A 19,221-nucleotide genomic window follows, 5' to 3' on the forward strand; every position below is an offset into this window, starting at 1 on the left:
GTGCAGGCGGCGGCGTGGCGGTTCATACGTCCCTCAGCGCCATGACGGCGTCGCGCGCGCGGGTCAGGAAGGCGGTGCGCGGTTCGTCCACCCCCAGCGCCAAGGGGGCGCCAAAGGTGACGGAGCACAGCACCGGCACCGGCACCACCTCGCCCTTGGGCATCACGCGCTGCACGTTGTGGATCCAGGCCGGCACCAGCACCACGCCGGGAAAGCGTTGGGCCAGGTTGTACAGGCCCGACTTGAACGGTTGCGGGTCTTCGTCGTGGCCGCGCGTGCCTTCGGGGAACAGGATCAGCGAGTCGCCGCTGTCCAACGCGTTGATGAGCGGCTGCAGCGGGTCCTCGTCGCCCTTGCGCTCGCGTTCCACATACACCGCGTTGAACACCTCGGTGGTGATCCAGCGTTTGAACGGCGAGGCGGTCCAGTAATCGCGCGCGGCGATCGGGCGGGTGATGCTGCGCAGCTCCTGGGGCAGCGCGGCCCAGATCAGCACCAGATCGGCGTGGCTCTGGTGGTTGGCGAAATAGATGCGCTGTTCGGCCTTGGGCGGGCAGCCGTACCAGCGTGCCTGGGCGCCGGTGAGCAGACGCACCAGCCAGAGCAGGAAGGTGCTCATGGCTTGGGCACGCCAGTTCATGGAAACCTCATGGAGCGCTCACGGCGCCCATGCGTGCAACGATGGTGCCGGCACGCCGCGCGAGATAGGCCGAACCCTGACGAGTCTCGAAAAACTTCGGCGACGGCAGCATCACCGCCAGCCGGGCCGCTTCATAGGCGCTGAGTTTGGCGGCGGGCTTCTTGAAGTAACGCTGCGCCGCGGCCTCCGCGCCGAACACGCCTTCGCCCCACTCCACGCTGTTGAGATAGATCTCCAGGATGCGTTCCTTGCTCAGCAGGGCTTCGAGCGTGAGCGTGAGCACCAGTTCCTGCCCCTTGCGCATCAGATTGCGTTCGCCCGAGAGCAGCAGGTTTTTGGCCAGCTGCTGGGTGATGGTGGAGCCACCGATGATCTTGGGGGGCTTGACGGCCTTGAGCGCGGCTTCGGCCACCTCGGGCTTTTTGGCCAGACGGCGTTCGAGCTCTTCGATGCGCTTTTCGGCCAGTTGCTGGCGGCGTTCGTTCTTGGTCCAGGCCGACTCGATGGCCTCCCAGTCGACACCGCCGTGGTCGGCGAACCCTGCGTCCTCGGACGCCATCACCGCGCGCTTGAGGTGCGGGCTGATCTGGTCGTAGTCCACCCACTGGGCCGACCAGCGCCAGTTCTTGTCCGTGGTCAGGCTCCCGCGGGCGACCTGCCAGGCCTCGGAGCGCATGAACGCCGTGCTCTGGGGATCGATCACCACCATGAGCGCGATGCGCAGCACGAAAAACAGCTGCAGCGCCAGACCGGCGAGCAGCACCCACAACAACCAACGACCGATGGATTTCATGCCAGGAACCGATCCAGTGCAGAGGGGGAGCTCAGCCAGAACACCGCGGAACCGGCTTCGCCGGGCCGCAGGTGTTGCCCGCTTGAGGGGGTGGCGCGAAGCGACGCGGGGGTGGTCATTTACTGACTGGTCATTTGTGTCTGCAAGGTCGCGTCGCGCGTGAAGCGAAAACGCGACACCACCACGATCTGGTCGGCCCGGCGGCGCATGGCCTCGTTGAAGCGCCCGAAGCCCAGGCTGCGCACGATGGCCTGGGCCCGGCGGTCCAGCGTCGGGGTGCCCGAGGACTGCACCACCTCGGTGTCGAGCACGGCGCCGGTGTGGTTGACGGTGATGACCATGGTCAGATCTCCGTAGAGTTTGCGCCCGCCGGACTCGGGAAAGTTGCTGGTGCCCCGGTCCTCGATCTTGCGGCGCAGCTCGTCGTAATAGATCGCGTACACCTCTTCGCGCGTGGCCGGGCTGATGTAGCGCTTCTTGGGCCGGTTGTTCTCTTCGTTGATGCGCTTTTCGATCTCGGCCAGGATCTTCACCAGGGCCTGGCGCTTCTGTTCGCGCTCGATCGCCGCCTGGCTGGGGTTGAGCGCCTCCAGATCGGGCGGGGGCAGGTTGGCCAGCTGCTGCCGCACCTGGGCCAGGATCTGTTGTTGTTTTTCTTTGAGCGCCTCGATCCGTCGCTCGTCTTCCTCGGGCGTGTCGCCCACGCGCGCCACCATGTTGGGGGGCAATGGCGAGGTGGCGCGGATTTTCTTGTCGGATTCGCCGCCACCGGCCAGCGAGGCCTGGGCGATCGCCAGCGCCTTGTCGGGACGCTGGTCGCTGCGGGCGTTGACCAGGATGACCTCCAGCGGCGAATCCTGGAACACCCGGTCAAAGCTCTGCGGGTCGACGAAGCGCACGGTCAGCAGCGCCGCGTGCACGGCCACCGACACGCCCAGCGCCAGCTGCAGCGTGCTCAGGTTCTTGAAGAAGGTCAGGGCGGTTTTCACGCGCGCATTATCCGGGCTGTGCGGCTCATGCCGCCGGAGCGGTCCCGGCCGGCTCGGCGCTCTCGGCGGCCGGCCCCCCGGGCGCGTCCGCACCGTCGTCCAGATCGATCGCCAGAGCCAGCGGTGCCACCAGGTCGCCCTCGTCGCCATCGCCCTCGTCCGCGCTGTCGTCGCTCACTTCGTCCACCGGCAGGTCCAGCCGCTCGATCACCGTGCCGCCCACCTCCAGCGTCATTTCGTCGATGTCACCCAGGCGCACCCGCACGTGCGCACCGCGCGGCAGGCCCTCGGTGCCCAGCACCGGCAGCACCAGCGGCAGGCTGTCGGCGCGCACCAGGTTGTCCTTGATCAGGGTGGCGGTCAACTCGGAGATTCCCGCTTGCTGCAGGTGCTTGAGCGTCCAGTAGCGTTCCATGCCGTTCTGGAAACCGTTGTAGGCGGTGTAGGCGGCGTCGAAGCTGCTGATGATGGCAAACAGGTTGGCGTCCTTGGGCTTGAACGGCGCGGCGAGCGCGGCGGTCTTGCCGTGGCGCGCGCAGGCGATGATCTGCCACTGGTTGACCATGTCCACGTAGCGGCGCAGGGGCGAGGTGCTCCAGGCGTAGCTCTTGACGCCGATGCCCGCGTGCGGCTGCGCCTTGGTGCCCATGCGCACCTTCACGCCGGGCGCCAGGCTGGCCTGGCTGCGGTAGATGCCGGGCACGCCGCATTCGGCCAGCCACTGGCCCCAGCTGCTGTTGGCCAGGATCATGGCCTCGGCCACCATCAGGTCCAGCGGCGCGCCGCGCGAACGCGTGCCGATCACCACGGTTTCGCTGCCGTCGGGCTCGCTGCCAGTCACACCGGTGAGCTTGAAGGTGTAGTCGGGCCGGTTGAAGTTCTCCGGCTTGCCGCGCACCACCTCGCGCTGCGCCTTCAGGTGGCGCGCCAGGCGGAAGATGAAGGCCAGTGTGGGCTGCAGCGCGGCAATCTCGGGGGCCGCATCGCCAGCGGTGGCACCGTCGCTCAGCCAGTCTTCGGTGATCACGGTGTCGAGCTGGTCGTGGCGCAGGTTCAGCGCGATCGGCACACGCTCCAGCACGGTGCGGCTGTCCTTGGGTTCGAGCGTGGCTTCGTCGAACGTGACGTAGAGCGACACGGCCGGGCAGTCGCGCCCGGCCATCAGGGTGTAGGTCTGCACCACCTCGTCGGGCAACATGGTGATCTTGTGGCCCGGCATGTAGACCGTGGACAGGCGGTGGCGCGCCACCTGGTCGATGGCGCTGTCGGGCACGATGGCCAGGCCGGGCGCGGCGATGTGCACGCCCAGCGTGACGGTGCCGCTGCCCAGGCCCTGCAGCGAGAGCGCGTCGTCGATCTCGGTGGTGTGCGAGTCGTCGATGGAAAAGGCCTGCACGGTGGCCAGCGGCAGCTCGTCGGCGATGGCGGGCGCCTGCAGCGCCGGGAAGCCCGTGCCTTTGGGGAACTGGTCGAACAGGAAACGCTGCCAGTGGAACTGGTAGGCGCTGGTGATGGCACCGGCGTTGCGCAGCAGCGCCAGCGGCGCGGTGTGGCTGTTGCGCGCGGCCTCCACCACGGCCTTGTATTCGGGACCGTTCTTGTCGGGCTTGAACAGGATCTTGTAGAGCTGCTCGCGCACGGGTTGCGGGCACTGGCCGCTGGCCAGCTCGGCGGCCCAGGCCTCGATCTGCGCCTGCACCTGCTTTTTCTTTTCGATCGCGGCCAGCGCCTGCGCCAGGATCTCGGGCGGCGCTTTCTTGTAGCGCCCCTTGCCGGCGCGGCGGAAATAGTGCGGTGCACCCTGCAGGCAGAGCAGGGCGGCGACCTGTTCGGCGGTGCCCGCGCTGGTGCTGAAGTACTCGCGCGCCAGCTCGGCAAAGCCGAACTCGTCCTCGGGCGCGAACTCGTAGGCCAACTCCAACTCCATGCTCTCGGCCAGCGCGCTGGCGGCGGGCATGAGCTGGGCGGGGGCGGGTTTGTCAAAGCGCAGCAAGGCGTTGGTGGCCTTGACCTTCACGCGTTTGCCCGATTCGAGCTCCACCTGCAGGGAACTTTCGGCTTCGGACAGCAGGCGGCCGGTCATCAATTTGCCGGCTTCATCGAACAGAATGTGCATGGGCGCGATTGTCCCATGCGCACGGATGGGCGCCGCCAGGTTCAGGTCGCCAGGGCCAGGAAGTCGAAGAGCGCGTCGATGTGCGCATCGAAGTCGCTGATGGCGTGGTCGCTCCCGGGCAACAGGCGAAGCTCGCCACCGGCGCAGAAAGCCCGCATCTCGCGCCAGTCCAGCACCTCGTCGCCCTGCGCCACGATGGCGAACTGCCGCCCGGGCGAGGCCGGGTGCGGCGGCGACAGGCGCGCGATGTCGGCTTCCAGCGTGCGGAGTTCGTTCACGAAACCGGGCTGGAAGAAAAAGCGCTCCTGCGGGTCGTGCCAGGCGGTCTGTTCGCCGATGTATTTCGCCAGATCGCGCGCCGGGAACACCGCCGGGTTCAGCAGCGCGGCGCGGCAACCGGTTTGCAGTGCCAGCCAGCGGGCGTAAAACCCGCCCAGCGAAGACCCCACCACGGCCATGGTGGTCCGGGGCCAGTCGGCGGTGCCCTCGGTCACCAGGGCCATGGCTTCGCGCGGCGAGGGCGGCAACTGGGGGCACCACCAGGTCACGCCCGGGTGCCGCTGCCGCACGCGCGCCGCCACTTTCTGCGCCTTCATGGATCGGGGCGACGAACGGAAGCCGTGCAGGTAGAGCAGGTGGGTGGTGGCAGCAGGGGGAATCATGGGGCGAAGGATAATCGGGCTTCATGGCCGCGACTTTCGACAAACCCACCCTGCTGCAACGCATCGCCCCGATTTTTCAGGGTTTTGACGGCCCGCTCGCGCTGGCCGTGCTGCTCATGGCCGCGGCCGGCCTCGTGACCATGTATTCGGTGGGCTTCGACCACGGAACCCGTTTTGCCAACCACGGCCGCAACATGCTGCTGGCCGCGGGCGTGCTGTTCCTCGTGGCCCAGGTGCCTCCGCAGCGGCTGATGGCGCTGGCCGTGCCGCTGTACACGGTGGGCGTGTTGCTGCTGCTGGCGGTGTTTCTGTTCGGCATTGAAAAGAAGGGCGCGCAGCGCTGGCTCAACGTGGGTGTCGTCATCCAGCCCAGCGAACTCATGAAGATCGCCATGCCGCTGATGCTGGCCTGGTGGTTCCAGCGCCGCGAGGGCCTGCTCAAACCATTGGACTTCGTGGTGGCCGTGGTGCTGCTGGCGGTGCCCGCCGCGCTCATCCTCAAGCAACCCGATCTGGGCACCGCCCTGCTGGTGCTGGCCTCAGGCGTTTTCGTCATCTTCTTTGCCGGCCTGAGCTGGAAGCTGATCCTGCCCCCGGTGGTCGTTGGCGTCATCGGCATCGTCACGCTGATCGCGATGGAGCCGCAATGGTGCGCCCCCGGGGTGGACTGGCAGGTGTTGCACGAGTACCAGCGCCAGCGGATCTGCACCCTGCTGGACCCGTCCAAGGACCCGCTGGGCAAGGGTTTTCACATCATCCAGGGCATGATCGCCATCGGCTCGGGCGGGGTCTGGGGCAAGGGTTTCATGCAGGGCACACAGACCCACCTGGAATTCATCCCCGAGCGCACCACGGACTTCATCTACGCGGCGTTCTCGGAAGAGTTCGGCCTGGTCGGCACCTTGGGCCTGATGGCGGGCTTCATTTTCCTGGTCGTGCGCGGGCTGCTGATCGCGGTGGAGGCGCCCACGCTGTTCGCCCGGCTGCTGGCCGGGGCCATCACGCTCAACATCTTCGTCTACGCCTTCGTCAACATGGGCATGGTCAGCGGCATCCTGCCGGTGGTGGGCGTGCCGCTGCCGTTCGTGAGCTATGGAGGTACCGCCATGGTGACGCTGGGGGTGGGGCTGGGCATTCTGATGTCGATCGCCAAGTCCAAGCGCTTGATGCAATCATGAGTGCGAGTACGGGCCCCCACGCTCCGCCACTGCGCGGGTCGCTGCCCCCCGAGGGGGCTGATCCGGCTGGGGGCGGCCCGGCGCCGGATCGTCAGAGCTCCCACGCTCCGCCGCTGCGCGGGTCGCTGCCCCTGGTTCAGGTGGCCGTGGTCGGTGCTGGGAACATGGGCGGCGCCATGGCGGCGCGGCTGTGTGAACAGGGTTGGACCGTGGTGGTGTGCGACATCGACCCGTTGCGGCAGCAACAAGCGCTGGATGCCGGCGCCCACCTGGCCGACACGCCCGAGACCGCCGCTCGCGCGTTGGCGCCCGACGGCGTGCTGATCGTCTGCGTGGTCGATGCCGGGCAGTCGTCCGAGGTGCTGCTGGGTGCGCAGGGGGCTGCGCCGGCGTTGCGCGCGGGTCAGGCCGTGATGCTGTGCCCGACCATCGCCCCGCAGGACGCCGAAAGCCTGGCCTCGGCGCTTTCCGCACGGGGAGTGGACTGCATCGACGCCCCCATGTCCGGCGGCCCGGCGCGGGCGCGCGACGGCGGCATGAGCCTGATGCTGGCCGCGCCGGACGCCGTGCTCGCGCGCCACGCCGGCCTGCTCGACGCCCTGTCATCGAAGCAGTTTCGCGTCAGCGAGCGGGTGGGCGATGGCGCGCGCACCAAGCTGGTCAACAACCTGCTGGCGGGCATCAACCTGGTGGGCGCGGCCGAGGTGCTGGCGCTGGCCGAGCGCCTGGGGCTGGACCTGGGCACCACCTTGTCGGTGATCGAGCAGTCCAGCGGCCAGAGCTGGATCGGTTCGGACCGCATGCGCCGGGCCCTGGCGGACGACTTCGCGCCGCGCGCCCACGTGACGCTGCTGGAAAAAGACACCCGGCTGGCGGTGGAAGCCGCCACGGCGGCCGGCTTCACGGGCCCCTTGGGCGCGCGCGCCGCCACCGTGTTCGCCCAGGCCCATGCGGCCGGGCTGGCCGAGCAGGACGATGCGGCGCTGTTGACCCTGCTGCGCCGGCCGGCCAGCGCCTGACGCAGCCGCCCACGCCGAGGGGGCGCCGACCACCGGTCGCTTGCCGCGGGCCCATGACCTTGCCGCCAGCGCGCGGACCCGCTCCTTCTTACAATGTCCTCATGATTGCTCGCGAACCCACCCTGGCCCGTCTGGCCACCGCACAGACCCTGCTGCTCGAACCCTTTGGTCTGAGTCCGTCCCACCTGCAGCGTGCGCTCGGCGAGATCATGTCGCACGGCGTGGACGACGCCGACCTGTATTTCCAGACCACCCGCAGCGAGGGCTGGAGCCTGGAAGAGGGCATCGTCAAGACCGGCAGTTTCAGCATCGACCAAGGCGTGGGCGTGCGCGCCGTCAGCGGCGAAAAGACCGCGTTTGCCTATTCGGACGACCTGTCCTGGGACTCGTTGATCGACGCCGCCCACACGGTGCGCTCCATCTCGGCGCAAGGGCAGGGCCGCAAGGTGCGGGTGCCCGCGGTCAAGGTGTCGAAATCGCGCTCGCTCTACCCGGGCCTGGACCCCATCGGCACCATGGACAGCACCGCCAAAGTCGCGTTGCTGGAAAAGGTGGAGCGCCTGGCCAAGGCCAAGGACCCCCGCGTGGTGCAGGTCATGGCCGGTCTGGCGGCCGAACACGATGTGGTGCTGGTGGCCCGCGCCGACGGCACCCTGGCCGCCGATGTGCGCCCCCTGATCCGCTTGTCGGTCACCGTCATCGCTGAGCAGAAAGGTCGGCGCGAAATCGGCTCCTCCGGCGGTGGTGGCCGTTTCGGGCTGGCGTATTTCGACGACGCCATGGTGCAGTCCTATGTGGACGAAGCGGTGTCCGCGGCACTCACCAACCTCGATGCGCGCCCGGCACCCGCGGGCGAGATGACGGTGGTGCTCGGCCCCGGCTGGCCCGGTGTGCTGCTGCACGAGGCCGTGGGCCATGGCCTTGAAGGTGATTTCAACCGCAAGGGCTCGAGCGCGTTCGCGGGCCGCATCGGCCAGCGCGTGGCCGCCAAGGGCGTGACCGTGCTCGACGATGGCACCATTGCCGACCGCCGCGGCTCGCTCAACGTGGACGACGAAGGCCATACCTCGCAGAAGAACGTGCTGATCGAAGACGGCATCCTGCGTGGCTACATCCAGGACGCCATGAACGCCCGTCTGATGGGGGTGAAGCCCACCGGCAACGGCCGGCGCGAGAGTTATGCCCACGTGCCCATGCCGCGCATGACCAACACCTACATGCTCGGTGGCGACAAGAGCGCGGACGAGATCGTGGCCAGCATCAAGAAGGGCCTGTACGCCACCAACTTCGGTGGCGGCCAGGTGGACATCACCAGTGGCAAGTTCGTCTTCTCCGCCAGCCAGGCCTACTGGGTGGAAAACGGCCAGATCCAGTACCCCGTGAAGGGCGCCACGCTGGTGGGCAGTGGTCCAGAGTCGCTCAAGAAGGTGAGCATGATCGGCAACGACATGCGCCTGGACAGCGGCGTGGGCACCTGCGGCAAGGAAGGCCAGAGCGTGCCGGTGGGTGTGGGCCAGCCCACGCTGCGCATCGACGGTCTGACCGTCGGCGGCACGGCTTGAAGTGCGGCACCCTCGCCGCCCTGTGCTACATTTCGATCCCATGTCTTCGCGCTTCGCCTTCTTTGCCTTTTATTTTTGGTTCTCTGTCCCTGGCGGACGAGAGGCGAGGCTGTAAGCGCATCACCGAATCTCGAACAAACCGCCGGAGCCCAAAGCCCGGCGGTTTTTTTTGGCCCTGTCGTTCCACTGCAACCCACTTCCGAGGAGCCCCGCGATGAATGCCCAGACCCACCCCGCCAGCAGCGATGCCTGGCATGCGCGTCCTGTCGACAAAACCAGCCAGACCGACGACGAACGCATCAAGGACATCACCGTGCTCCCGCCTCCCGAACACCTGATCCGTTTTTTCCCCATCGGCGGCACGCCGGTGGAAGCCCTGATCACCCAGACCCGCCAGCGCATTCACAACATCCTGCGCGGGCAGGACGACCGCCTGCTGGTGGTGATCGGTCCCTGCTCCATCCACGACCCGGCCGCGGCCGTGGACTACGCACGGCGCCTGCAGCCCATGCGCGAACGCTACGCCGACACGCTGGAGATCGTCATGCGCGTGTATTTCGAGAAGCCGCGCACCACGGTGGGCTGGAAGGGGCTGATCAACGACCCCTACCTCGATGAAAGCTACCGCATCGACGAGGGGCTGCGCATCGCGCGCCAGCTGCTGATCGAGATCAACCGCCTGGGCATGCCCGCCGGCAGCGAGTTCCTGGACGTGATCTCGCCGCAATACATCGGGGACCTGATCGCCTGGGGCGCGATCGGCGCACGCACCACCGAGAGCCAGGTGCACCGCGAACTGGCCTCGGGGCTGTCGGCACCGATCGGTTTCAAGAACGGTACCGATGGCAACATCCGCATCGCCACCGACGCCATCCAGGCCGCCGCGCGCGGCCACCATTTCCTCTCGGTGCACAAGAACGGCCAGGTCGCCATCGTGCAGACCAACGGCAACAAGGACTGCCACGTGATCCTGCGCGGGGGCAAGGCGCCCAATTACGACGCCACCCATGTGGCCGCGGCCGTGAAAGACCTGGAGGCGGCCGGGCTGGTCCCCCGTTTGATGGTGGACTGCAGCCACGCCAACAGCAGCAAGCAGCACGAAAAGCAGCTGGAGGTGGCGCGCGACATCGCCGCACAGATCGCGGGCGGATCCCGCAGTGTGTTTGGCGTGATGATCGAAAGCCACATCGAGGCCGGCGCCCAGAAGTTCACGCCGGGCAAGGACCGGGTGGACCAGCTCGCTTACGGCAAGAGCATCACCGATGCCTGCCTGGGCTGGACCGATTCGTTGCAGGCACTGGAAGTGCTGTCCCAGGCGGTGCAGGCTGCACGCCAGCGCGGCAAATAGGGCTCTGCGGCTGCGGCCCGCTCCGCAAATCGGTGCTTCATAATCTGTAACAGAGGCCGATACCACTGCGGTGGCGGTCTGGCGTGTCCACGGTCGTCGTGGGCACGGTGCACTGGATTGGTCGCTGACCGCTGGAGTGTGTGTGGAGCAACCTGTATTGCGTTTGGGTTTGCTGGGTTTTTCCGAGCCGGATCAATCGCGCCTGCTGGCCTGGGCCGGGCAGGTCCAAGCCGGCTGGCCCGAGTGGCGCGGCTGCGACCCCCATCTGGCCGATGCCTGGATGATCTGCGGGGAGTCGGTCGAGGTGCTGGGGCGGGATGCGGTGGTGATCCGCCATCCGCACGGCGGTGACGAGCGTCTGGCGCTCAACCGCGCCGAGGTGGATCGTCCGCTGGCGTTTGCCACACCGCTGCCTGAGGGGTTTGCGTCGGCCGAGTTTTTCGAATCGGACGACGAGAACAGTGTGCGCCAGCGGCTGCAGCGGTTTGAGGCCTGGCTGCGCCCGCTGCGCAGCCAGTTTGCGCTGGGCTCGCTGCTGCTGGAGCGCGTGGGGCAGTTCAAGGGGGGCGTGATCCATGTGACCCACGAGGGGCGTTTGCTGGCCGTGATTGACCTGGACCGCTGGCAGTCCGGCCTGTTCATCCCCGCGCGCCCCGTGGACCTGGCGATGGCCGAATGGGTGCGCCGCCCGCCGGGCGCGGCCGACATCCCGTCCTCGTTCATGCGCCTGCCCCTGCACCGGGTCATGTGGACCTACGCCGTGCGCACCCTGCGCGACGTGCTGCCCGCGCGCTACCGCGAACGCACGGTGTATCTGCGGCGTGTCCCGCGCGTGCCCGCTCGCTGGTTCGACGAAGTGCACCTGAGCCTGATGCGCGAATTGATGGTGCGTCCCGCCGTCTTCGACAGCCTGTGTCGCCGCACCGGCATTGCCGAAAGCGAGTTGGCGCACCACCTGGCCTCGCTGTACCACGCCGGCGGCCTGACCACCGATGCCGACAGCGCCCGGCGCGCCGAGCCCGCGGTCAGGCGCGCGCTGGTGGCGCTGCATTTTGACCAGGCCGACCCGAACCCCGACGCCCTGTTGCGCACCGGTCACTCCGATCAGTCCGACCCGATGGTGCCGCCGTCGAGCATCCTGCGCGAAATGCCGCACTCGCCGCTGCGCACGGTTGCGGGGAAATCCGCCGGGCCGTCGGTGGTCGACGAAGGATGACGCGGGGGGCGGCACTGGCAACCGCGCAGGGCCCGATGCACAATGGTCAGGTACCCACTACCGTATCCAAGGAGTCCGCAAGATGCGCAGCCATGTCACCGTGAGTTGGGGTGAACCGTCCATCTACCGCTTTGACCTGGAGGAGGTGCAGCCCATGCCGCACGAGCTGGCGCGCTCCTGGCTGGACGAGCAGTTCACGTTCTTCGGCTGTGAGCCCATCCGCCTGACCGGCAAGGTGCTTACCGCGGACAAGATTCTCGGGGTTGCGCAGGCCGCGGGCGAAGAGCGTTTCCGCGACCCGGCCCACCGCGCCTGGGCGTTGGCGTTTGCCCGCGCCACCAGCGCCGCACTGGCCAAGCCCGTGGTCACGGTGGACATTCCCACGCAGACCCTGGGCTACTGAAGCGACCCGGCGCGCCGCGTCTGCGGCCGTCAGGCGCGGTCAATCGTTGGGGGACCGCAGTTCCAGAGCGGCCAGCAGCCGCGCGTGCACGCCGCCGAACCCGCCGTTGCTCATGCAGACAATATGGTCACCGCCGCGAGCGGCCGCGCTGACCTGTGCCACCAGCTCGTCGATGGAGCGGGCCACGCTGGCCCGTTCACCCATGGGTCGCAGAGCCTCGACCGCGTCCCAGTCGAGCCCCCCGGTGTGGCAGAACGCCAGATCGGCCGCTTCCAGGCTCCAGGGCAGTTGCGATTTCATGGTGCCCAGTTTCATTGTGTTGCTGCGGGGTTCGAACACCGCCAGGATGCGCCCGCCCTTGCCGGTGGAGGGAGCGCCCAGACGCCGGCGCAGACCATCCAGCGTGGTGCGGATGGCGGTCGGGTGGTGGGCGAAATCGTCGTAGACCGTGATCGGTTCTCCGTTGCGCTGTACCGTGCCCCGGACCTCCATGCGGCGGCGCACGTTCTCGAACCGTGCCAGCGCCCGCGCCGCGTCGGCGGGTGAAACCCCCACGTGCTCGGCCGCCGCGATGGCGGCCAGGGCGTTCAGCTGGTTGTGCACGCCGGTGAGCGCCCACTCCACGCGCGCGACCGGCTGACCGCGCTCCAGCACATCAAAGGCATGGGGTTCGCCCACGGCGGTGAAATCGCTGACGGCCGCGCCGAAGCTGCGCAGCTCGCTCCACAGGCCCTGGTGCAGCACGCGCTCCAGGCTCTCCTCCAGGCCGTTGACCACCACCCGGCCGGTGCCGGGCACGGTGCGGATCAGGTGGTGGAACTGGCGTTCGATGGCCTTGAGGTCGTCGAAGATGTCTGCGTGGTCGAACTCGAGGTTGTTGAGGACGGCGGTGCGGGGTCGGTAGTGGACGAACTTGCTGCGTTTGTCGAAAAACGCCGTGTCGTATTCATCCGCTTCAATCACGAAGAGTGGTGGGCTGCGGGGCGGCTGCGCGCCCTGCTCCGTGTCCCCCGCCCGCTGCGCGGGCTCCTCCTTGACCTGCGCAGAGCGCGCAGCCGCCCCGCAGCCCAGTCTTGCCGACACCCCGAAGTTCATGGGCACACCGCCGACCAGAAAACCCGGGTTCAGGCCGTTGGCTTCCAGGATCCAGGTCAGCATGGCGGTGGTGGTGGTCTTGCCGTGGGTGCCGGCCACGGCCAGCACATGGCGACCCAGCAGCACGTGTTCGGCCAGCCATTGCGGGCCGCTGGTGTAAGCGGCGCCCGCGTCCAGAATGGCCTCCATCAACGGAAACTTGGGTGTGCCGTCGGTCAGCCGGGCGCGGCTGACCACATTGCCGACCACGAACACGTCGGGCTTCAGCGCCATCTGGTCGGCGCCGTAGCCTTCGATCAGATCGATGCCCAGGGCGCGCAACTGGTCGCTCATCGGAGGGTAGACGCCGGCATCGCAGCCGGTGACGCGGTGGCCGGCCTCGCGGGCGAGCGCGGCCAGACCGCCCATGAAGGTGCCGCAAATGCCCAGAATGTGTATATGCATCGGGTGATTTTAGGCGGGGCTCCGGTCCTCAGCCCTGTGCCCATGGCGGACTCTGACCGGACGGGCGAATGGCCCGGTGCACAATCGCCCGATGGATGTCTTACGAGCGAACCAGAGCGCCGAGATCGCTGCCACCGCCGCCCGTTTCGTGGTGGAGGAGGGGTTGGAATACGCCGCGGCCAAGCGACGGGCCGGCCGCCAGCTGGGCCTGTCGGCGCGCGTTTCCTGGCCCGACAACGCCGCCATGGACGAGGCGGTGCGTGAATACATCGACATCTTCTGCCCCGATACCCAGGCCGTGGAATTGCGTGCCTTGCGCGAAGTGGCCTTGCTGTGGTTGGAGCGGCTGGCGGATTTCCACCCACACCTGGGCGGCGCGGTCTGGCACGGCACGGCCACCCGCCACAGCGACATCTATATCCAGTTGTTCTGCGAGGACCCCAAGGCGGCGGAGTGGGCCTTGCTGGACCGCAAGGTGGATTACCACCCGGGCACGGTGACTGGCTGGCGTGGCGACCCGGTGGATGCACTGAGCTTGCGGGTGCGTTGCGAGGCCTTGAACGGCTGGGTGCTGGTGCACTTGATGGTGCACGACCTGGACGATCTGCGCGGTGCCCTCAAACCCGACAGCCAAGGCCGCAGGCCGCGTGGGGACGCCCAGGCCCTGCGGACCTTGCTGAGCGCCGACAGCACACACCCGGACGACCGAGCATGAAACGACGCACGCTGTGGATGGGAGGCGTCGCGGCGGCGGCGGGTGTTGCCGGTGCCGGCGTGGCCTGGTGGCGGCTGCGGCCCGGCGACCTTGCCAGCGAAGCCGAGGCGGCGTTCTGGGCGGGCCGGTACCAAGGGCCCGGTGGGGAGCCCGTGGCGCTGGAACCGTTTCGGGGCCGGCCGCTGCTGGTCAACTTCTGGGCCACCTGGTGCCCTCCCTGTGTGGAGGAACTGCCGCTGCTCAACGCTTTTTACCAGGCCCATGCCAGCGAAGGCTGGCAGGTGCTGGGGATGGCGGTGGACCAGCCGGGTGCGGTGCAGGACTTTCTGCGCAAGCTGCCCCTGGCGTTTCCGGTGGCCATGGCCGGATTCGCGGGCATCGAAATCAGTCGGTCACTGGGCAACCTCGGTGGTGGGCTGCCGTTCACGGTGGTTTTTGGCCGCGACGGGACGGTGCTGCATCGAAAAATCGGGCAATTGTCCGACGCCGATCTGTCCCAGTGGTCCGGGCTCGGATGAATCTGCAGGGGTGTCTCTCAGCGATTTTGGGTTAGGAATGTGGCGTCCAGCGCCGTTGATCCCATCGCAGGGAACAACGTGAAAAACCGGGTAAAGTTCGCCCATCTTGCGTCAGGTGGCGGGTTTTTAGCCGCAGAGCGACTGCTCACGGGGCGGGCCATTTCAACGCACAAAACGCCCGCGCCATCGTGTACACTGCGCACCCCGGCGGGTTGGCGCGCCTCGACTTCAATGAAGTTGTCTGCATTTGAGTCAATTTGACCGATATTCGTTGGAGAAATCATGGATTTGAGAAAACTGAAGACCCTGATCGACCTGGTATCCGAGTCGAACGTGTCCGAGCTGGAAATCACCGAGGCCGAGGGCAAGGTTCGCATCGTCAAGAGCGCACCCGTGGGCATGGCCGCTCCGGTGACCTACACGATGGCGCCGAGCCCGGCACCCATGGCCGCGCCCGCCGCGGTGCCTGCGGTGGAAACCACGCCGGTGGCGGCCGCTCCTGCCGGCCCGGTCGGGCACACCGTCAAATCGCCCATGGTGGGCACCTTCTACCGCGCGGCCAGTCCCGGCGCCAAGCCGTTCGTGGAGGTGGGTGACACCATCAAGGAAGGGGAGACCATCTGCATCGTCGAGGCGATGAAGATCCTCAACGAGATCGAGGCCGACAAGTCCGGCACGGTGACCCAGATCCTGGTGCAGAACGGCCAGGCGGTGGAATACGGCCAGCCTCTCTACGTCATCGAATAACCAGCACAGTCCTCCATGTTCAAAAAAATCCTGATCGCCAACCGGGGGGAGATCGCGTTGCGTGTGCAGCGCGCCTGCCGCGAAATGGGCATCAAGGCGGTGATGGTGTATTCCGAAGCCGACCGCGACGCCAAATACGTGCGGCTGGCCGACGAGTCGGTCTGCATCGGGCCGGCGCAGTCGTCCCTCAGTTACCTCAACATGCCGGCCATCATTTCGGCGGCCGAGGTGACCGATGCCGAGGCGATCCACCCGGGGTACGGATTTCTGTCGGAGAACGCCGACTTTGCCGAGCGGGTGGAAAAGAGCGGGTTCACCTTTATTGGTCCCACGCCCGAGTCGATCCGCCTCATGGGCGACAAGGTTTCGGCCAAGCAGGCCATGATCCGCGCGGGCGTGCCGTGCGTGCCCGGCTCCGAGGGGGCGCTGCCGGACGATCCGGCGCTCATCAAACGCACCGCCAAGGCCGTGGGGTATCCGGTGATCATCAAGGCCGCGGGTGGTGGCGGCGGGCGTGGCATGCGCGTGGTGCACACCGAAGCGGCTTTGCTGCACGCGGTGCAGACCACCAAGGCGGAGGCGGGCGCTGCGTTCGGCAACCCCGAGGTGTACATGGAGAAGTTTCTCCAGAACCCGCGCCACATCGAGATCCAGATCCTCGCCGACACCCACCGCAACGCGGTCTACCTGGGCGAGCGCGACTGCTCCATGCAGCGTCGCCACCAGAAGGTGATCGAGGAAGCGCCGGCGCCGGGTATCCCGCGTCGCCTGATCGAGAAGATCGGCGAGCGCTGCGCCACCGCCTGCAAGAAGATCGGCTACCGGGGTGCCGGCACCTTCGAGTTCCTGTTTGAGAACGGCGAGTTCTATTTCATCGAGATGAACACCCGTGTGCAGGTGGAGCACCCGGTGACGGAATGGATCTCGGGCGTGGACATCGTGCGCACCCAGATCGCGGTGGCGGCGGGCGAAAAACTGCCGTTCACGCAACGCCAGATCCAGCTGCGTGGCCATGCCATCGAGTGCCGCATCAACGCGGAAGACGCCTACAAGTTCACGCCTTCGCCCGGGCGCATCACCACCTGGCACGCGCCAGGCGGTCCCGGGGTGCGCGTGGACTCGCACGCCTACGCCAACTATTTCGTGCCGCCCCACTACGACTCGATGATCGGGAAGATCATCGTGCACGGCGACACGCGCGAACAGGCGCTGGCCCGCATGCGCACCGCGCTCGCCGAGACGGTGATCGAGGGCATCAAGACCAACATCCCGCTGCACCGCGAGTTGATGGTGGATGCCAGCTTTGTCGCCGGTGGCACCAACATCCACTACCTTGAAGAGTGGCTTTCCCAACGTGAACGCTGATCTTGCCTCCCAGACCCAGCCGCCGGCTGGGTCTCTTTTTGAGCTGGTGCTGCTGGTGCCCGAAGTGGCCGTGGAGCCGGTGAGCGACGCCCTGGACGCGCTCGATGCGCTGAGCACCTCGGTCGAAGACGCCGATGCCCTGACGCCGGCCGAGCAGGCGCTGTTTGGCGAGCCCGGCATGCCGCCGCCCAAAGAGGGCTGGCAGCGTTCGCGGGTGGTGGCGCTGTTTTCTGCCGAGGCGGCCGCGCGCGAAGCGGCCAATCTGTTGGCGGCGCAGGATTTCTTCGAAGGCTGTGAGGTGCTGGGCGTGCAGGCTGTGCCCGAGCAGGACTGGGTGCGGCTGACACAGTCGCAGTTTGCGCCGGTGGAGATCACGCCCAGTTTCTGGATCGTGCCGAGCTGGCACGAGCCGCCCCCGGCTGCTCGGCAAGTGATACGGCTCGACCCGGGGCTGGCCTTTGGCACCGGAACCCACCCGACCACCCGCATGTGCCTGCGCTGGACCGCTTCCCACCCCGTGGCCGGCCAGCGCGTGCTGGACTACGGCTGCGGATCGGGCATCCTGGCCATCGGCGCGGCCAAGTTCGGCGCGGGCGAGATCGTCGCGGTGGACATCGATCCCGCCGCGGTGGAGTCGACCCGGCTCAACGCCGCGGCCAACCACGTGGACCTGCAGACCGGCCTGCCGGAGCTGGCCCAGGGTGTTTTCGACCTGGTGCTGGCCAACATCCTGGCCACGCCGCTCAAGGTGCTGGCGCCCTTGCTCTGCGCCCATGTCGGCCAGGGGGGGCATCTGGTGATGGCGGGCATCCTGGCGCGTCAGGCGGACGAGCTGCGCGAGGCCTATGCGCCCTGGCTGGCGCTGGAGGTCAGCGATGAAGAAGACGGCTGGATCCTGATGACCGCCGCCCGGGTCTGAGCGGCTGTTCGACCCGTGGGCGATGCCGTATCGCTGTCTCTGTTGCCATGGGCTGAGCGTCCTGCGGGCCGCCTGGGGGCGGCCCGACGGCCTGCAATAATCGCCGCATGAGTTTCACCACCCGCTGTCCAGCCTGCGGAACGATGTTCAAGGTCGTTCCCGACCAGCTCAAGATTTCCGATGGCTGGGTGCGTTGTGGTCACTGCGCCGACGTGTTCGACGCCACCTTGTACCTGGACACCTGGAAACCCCCGGTGTCCACGCCGCAGCAGGCGAATGGTGAGCCATCGGATCTGCGGGCGCCAGCGCCTGGAGCGGCCTCGGTCGGTACCGGCGCATCGTTTGAGGATGCCGTCCGCCCGCCACTGGCCGGCCCGGACCGTGCCGTGCAAACGTCGGCCATCCGCGACCCAAAGCGACCCGCGGGTGGCGCAGCGCCGGCGGCCACCGATGCGCGTCGTGCCGCTGAACCGCCGGCCCTGCCTGCGGAAGATCGGGCTGAGGACGATGAGAAGGGTGACTGGCTCTCGGGCCCGGCGCCTTCGGAGGAACCGATGGGCGAGGAGGTGCGCGGCCCAGGGCCGGGCGAGGGGCTGCCAACGCCGGCCATCGCTTCCGCCGGGCGCACGATCCGGACGGATCGGGTGGTTGCTCCACGGCCCAGAGGCGGTCTGGTGGCCGGTTCGCATTCCTTGTTGCTCAACACGGAGGAGGACGAAGAGGCCGATTTTCATGCCGAGTTGCGGCGCTTTGCCGCCGCATCCGCTGCGGCCGCGGTTGAGTCGGCGGTGGCACCGGCACCTGCTCAAGCGCCTGCGTCGGAGGCGATGCCAAAGCCGAAACCCGCCCGTGTCCCAACGCGCCCCGCGGTGCCTGCCCCACCACCGGTCAGCAAACCGCTCGCGCCCAAACCGGAAGCCTCGGCCGACGAGGACGAGGACGAGGAGGTTGCGGAGGTGCCTCTCGAGCCCGGTTTCATGCGGCAGGCGCGGCGGCGCGCGTTCTGGCACACGCCGGGCATGCGCGCCCTACTGGCGACGCTGGTCGTGCTGCTGGCGACGGCCCTGGTGGTGCAATGGTCCTTGCACAACCGGGACCAGTTGGCCGCGCGGCAGCCGGCATTGGCGCCGCTGCTGTCCCTGCTGTGCGAGCCGCTCGGCTGCGAGGTGGGGCCGGTGCGGCAGATCGATGCCGTGGTGATCGACAGCTCGACCCTGGTGCGCCGGCTCGGCAACTTCTATTCCTTTGATCTGGTGCTCAAGAACAACGCGTCCATGCCCGTGGCCGTGCCGGCGCTGGAGCTCAGTCTCACCGACGCGCGCGATGCCGTGTTGTCCCGGCGGGTGTTCCTGCCCGAAGAACTGCCCGGCGGGCCCACACTGCTGCCCGCCCAGGGCTCCCTGCCGTTGAGCCTGCGCCTGTCCATCAACGACGCGGGCGCTTCCCCCATGGCCGGATACCGCGCGCTGGTTTTTTATCCTTGACTGTTTGA

18 protein-coding genes are annotated in these 19,221 nt (G+C 67.7%); 12 read left to right on the forward strand and 6 right to left on the reverse strand.

Going from position 1 to position 19,221, the window contains the following annotated elements; genetic code table 11:
• Window positions 1–22: 22 nt before the first annotated feature.
• The 5 genes from KIH07_RS08390 to KIH07_RS08410 form a co-directional block, all read right to left on the reverse strand.
• Entirely contained in the window at window positions 23–640 is a 618-nt protein-coding gene (locus KIH07_RS08390) for a lysophospholipid acyltransferase family protein (protein WP_226491538.1), read from the reverse strand.
• Window positions 641–647: 7 nt separating this feature from the next.
• Complete coding sequence (locus KIH07_RS08395; RefSeq protein WP_226491539.1) at window positions 648–1,433, reverse strand: transglycosylase domain-containing protein; 786 nt, start codon at window positions 1,431–1,433, stop codon at window positions 648–650.
• Between the two features lie 119 nt (window positions 1,434–1,552).
• A complete protein-coding gene (locus KIH07_RS08400) occupies window positions 1,553–2,422 on the reverse strand; it encodes an energy transducer TonB (RefSeq protein WP_226491540.1) in 870 nt (289 codons plus the stop codon).
• Between the two features lie 25 nt (window positions 2,423–2,447).
• A complete protein-coding gene (locus tag KIH07_RS08405) occupies window positions 2,448–4,538 on the reverse strand; it encodes a ribonuclease catalytic domain-containing protein (RefSeq protein ID WP_226491541.1) in 2,091 nt (696 codons plus the stop codon).
• 41 nt (window positions 4,539–4,579) lie between these two features.
• Window positions 4,580–5,200 carry a YqiA/YcfP family alpha/beta fold hydrolase gene (locus KIH07_RS08410; protein ID WP_226491542.1) on the reverse strand — a complete coding sequence of 207 codons (621 nt, stop codon included), beginning with the start codon at window positions 5,198–5,200 and terminating at the stop codon, window positions 4,580–4,582.
• A gap of 23 nt (window positions 5,201–5,223) precedes the next feature.
• On the opposite strand from KIH07_RS08410, the gene rodA reads away from it, so the two are divergent.
• The 6 genes from rodA to KIH07_RS08440 all read left to right on the forward strand — a co-directional run bounded on the left by rodA (window position 5,224) and on the right by KIH07_RS08440 (window position 11,926).
• Window positions 5,224–6,378 (forward strand): rod shape-determining protein RodA, encoded by a 1,155-nt coding sequence (gene rodA, locus KIH07_RS08415; RefSeq protein WP_226491543.1) that lies wholly within the window; start codon window positions 5,224–5,226, stop codon window positions 6,376–6,378.
• On the forward strand, window positions 6,375–7,397 hold the full coding sequence (locus tag KIH07_RS08420; protein ID WP_226491544.1) for an NAD(P)-dependent oxidoreductase: 1,023 nt from the start codon (window positions 6,375–6,377) through the stop codon (window positions 7,395–7,397). The genes rodA and KIH07_RS08420 overlap by 4 nt, the downstream gene beginning before the upstream one ends.
• 101 nt (window positions 7,398–7,498) lie before the next feature.
• Window positions 7,499–8,959 carry a metalloprotease TldD gene (tldD, locus tag KIH07_RS08425; RefSeq protein ID WP_226491545.1) on the forward strand — a complete coding sequence of 487 codons (1,461 nt, stop codon included), beginning with the start codon at window positions 7,499–7,501 and terminating at the stop codon, window positions 8,957–8,959.
• 214 nt (window positions 8,960–9,173) lie between these two features.
• Window positions 9,174–10,307 carry a 3-deoxy-7-phosphoheptulonate synthase gene (locus KIH07_RS08430; protein ID WP_226491546.1) on the forward strand — a complete coding sequence of 378 codons (1,134 nt, stop codon included), beginning with the start codon at window positions 9,174–9,176 and terminating at the stop codon, window positions 10,305–10,307.
• Between the two features lie 157 nt (window positions 10,308–10,464).
• The gene (locus KIH07_RS08435) at window positions 10,465–11,523 is read left to right on the forward strand and encodes a hypothetical protein (RefSeq protein ID WP_226491547.1); all 1,059 of its coding nucleotides are present in this window, start codon (window positions 10,465–10,467) and stop codon (window positions 11,521–11,523) included.
• An 82-nt stretch (window positions 11,524–11,605) separates the two neighbouring features.
• Window positions 11,606–11,926: a hypothetical protein gene (locus KIH07_RS08440; RefSeq protein ID WP_226491548.1), complete on the forward strand. Its 321-nt coding sequence runs from the start codon at window positions 11,606–11,608 to the stop codon at window positions 11,924–11,926.
• 39 nt (window positions 11,927–11,965) lie between these two features.
• Here the strand turns inward: KIH07_RS08440 and mpl are convergent, their stop codons facing one another.
• The gene (gene mpl, locus KIH07_RS08445) at window positions 11,966–13,465 is read right to left on the reverse strand and encodes a UDP-N-acetylmuramate:L-alanyl-gamma-D-glutamyl-meso-diaminopimelate ligase (RefSeq protein ID WP_226491549.1); all 1,500 of its coding nucleotides are present in this window, start codon (window positions 13,463–13,465) and stop codon (window positions 11,966–11,968) included.
• A gap of 91 nt (window positions 13,466–13,556) precedes the next feature.
• Between mpl and KIH07_RS08450 the strand changes: the two genes are divergently transcribed.
• The 6 genes from KIH07_RS08450 (at window position 13,557) to KIH07_RS08475 (ending at window position 19,213) form a co-directional block, all read left to right on the forward strand.
• Window positions 13,557–14,180: a hypothetical protein gene (locus KIH07_RS08450; RefSeq protein WP_226491550.1), complete on the forward strand. Its 624-nt coding sequence runs from the start codon at window positions 13,557–13,559 to the stop codon at window positions 14,178–14,180.
• Window positions 14,177–14,698, forward strand: a complete 522-nt coding sequence (locus KIH07_RS08455; RefSeq protein ID WP_226491551.1) for a TlpA family protein disulfide reductase — start codon at window positions 14,177–14,179, stop codon at window positions 14,696–14,698. Before KIH07_RS08450 ends, KIH07_RS08455 begins: the two co-directional genes overlap by 4 nt.
• 282 nt (window positions 14,699–14,980) lie before the next feature.
• Complete coding sequence (accB, locus tag KIH07_RS08460; RefSeq protein ID WP_226491552.1) at window positions 14,981–15,445, forward strand: acetyl-CoA carboxylase biotin carboxyl carrier protein; 465 nt, start codon at window positions 14,981–14,983, stop codon at window positions 15,443–15,445.
• 15 nt (window positions 15,446–15,460) lie between these two features.
• Entirely contained in the window at window positions 15,461–16,810 is a 1,350-nt protein-coding gene (gene accC / locus KIH07_RS08465) for an acetyl-CoA carboxylase biotin carboxylase subunit (RefSeq protein ID WP_226491553.1), read from the forward strand.
• On the forward strand, window positions 16,800–17,729 hold the full coding sequence (gene prmA / locus KIH07_RS08470) for a 50S ribosomal protein L11 methyltransferase (protein WP_226491554.1): 930 nt from the start codon (window positions 16,800–16,802) through the stop codon (window positions 17,727–17,729). Before accC ends, prmA begins: the two co-directional genes overlap by 11 nt.
• A 107-nt stretch (window positions 17,730–17,836) precedes the next feature.
• Entirely contained in the window at window positions 17,837–19,213 is a 1,377-nt protein-coding gene (locus KIH07_RS08475; RefSeq protein WP_226491555.1) for a DUF3426 domain-containing protein, read from the forward strand.
• The last annotated feature ends 8 nt before the right edge of the window (window positions 19,214–19,221 follow it).

The organism is Hydrogenophaga taeniospiralis (assembly GCF_020510445.1).
GTDB lineage: Bacteria > Pseudomonadota > Gammaproteobacteria > Burkholderiales > Burkholderiaceae_C > Hydrogenophaga.